The sequence below is a fragment of the Vibrio sp. YT-15 genome (assembly GCF_033337445.1).
Classification (GTDB): Bacteria; Pseudomonadota; Gammaproteobacteria; order Enterobacterales; family Vibrionaceae; genus Vibrio; species Vibrio alginolyticus.
Window position 1 is genome coordinate 1 of record NZ_JAWOQR010000070.1, and the last position, 1,456, is coordinate 1,456.

Below are 1,456 nucleotides of genomic sequence, written 5' to 3' on the forward strand. Positions count from 1 at the left end.
TGTGTTGCAGGAAACGAAGTGCCAAGCTGTCCATGTCGTGTTTGCCGCCTACGCTGTTGTAAACGTAAGACGCCAACATGGTGTCGTATTTGATGCCTTTCATCTCGATGCCGTAACGTGCCAGCACAGACGCGTCGTATTTTAGGTTCTGACCGACTTTCGCTTGAGCGTCGTCTTCAAGAATTGGTTTCAGCTGCTCAAGAACCCAATCGCGATCCAGTTGTTCTGGCGCATCCAAATAATCGTGTGCGACAGGGACATAAGCCGCAATACCTTCATCGATAGCAAATGACAAACCGACGAGGTTCGCCACCATGTAATCAAGGCTATCCGTTTCGGTATCAAAGGCAAACAGCTCTGCCGCTTTGAGTTTTTCTAGCCACGCATTGAAAGAAGCTTCGTCCAAAATGGTTTCGTACTGACTGCGATCAATCGTTACCGCTGAGGTTTCCATTTCAGCATGCGAAGAAGAAGATGATGCTTGCGCAGAGCCTGCAAGTTCAACCGCTTCGACAGTGCCTGAGCCGCCTTCAAGCAATTCGTTCAGCCAAGACTTAAACGTCAACTGACCATACAGTTTGATCAATTCGTCTTTGTTTGGCTCTGCTTTCAGTAGCGACTCTGGTGTTTCTTCCAGTTCCACATCCAGCTTGATGGTAGCCAGCTCATAAGACAGCATAGCGTTGTCTTTGTTGTCGACCAGCTTCTTCGCCATGGTTTTCGAACCGCGGAAACCAAGTGCCGCGATATCATCCAGATTTTCGTACAACTTAGTCAGGCCACCAATGCCTTGCAGCAAAGCGGTCGCCGTTTTGTCGCCCACGCCCGGTACACCAGGGATGTTATCGACTTTATCGCCCATCAACGCTAGATAGTCGATGATCAACTCTGGCGGAATACCAAATTTTTCCACCACCCCTTCACGATCCATTACGACGTTCGTCATGGTGTTGATCAAGGTAATGTTGTCATCCACCAGCTGAGCCATATCTTTATCGCCAGTACTGATTAAAACAGGCATGCCTTGTTGCGAGGCTTGGTAAGCCAACGTACCGATGACGTCATCTGCTTCCACGCCAGGAACGCAGATCAACGGCAAACCCATCGCACGAATAACGTTGTGCAATGGTTCAATTTGGCAACGCAGATCGTCCGGCATTGGTGGACGATTCGCTTTGTATTCTGAATACATCTCATCACGGAAGGTTTTACCCTTCGCATCAAACACCACCGCAATACGCTCAGACGCAAATTGACGCATCATACTGCGTAGCATGTTCACCACACCGTAAACTGCGTTGGTTGGGATTTCACCATTACTCATCGTGCCCGGGTAAGCGTGAAAAGCGCGATATAGGTAAGAAGAACCGTCGATAAGAATCAGCGGATTTTCAGGAATACTTGCCATAATTGTCTGTATCCAAATCAGTACTTAATAGATCTGCCTAGGATGCCA

Annotated in this window: 1 protein-coding gene; it reads right to left on the reverse strand. The window is 48.4% G+C overall.

Annotated features, from left to right (window positions below):
* Positions 1–1,408: 5'-3' exonuclease H3TH domain-containing protein (locus tag R7D93_RS25295; protein WP_318129558.1), on the reverse strand; the 1,408-nt coding region annotated here is incomplete at its 3' end.
* Between the last annotated feature and the right edge of the window lie 48 nt (positions 1,409–1,456).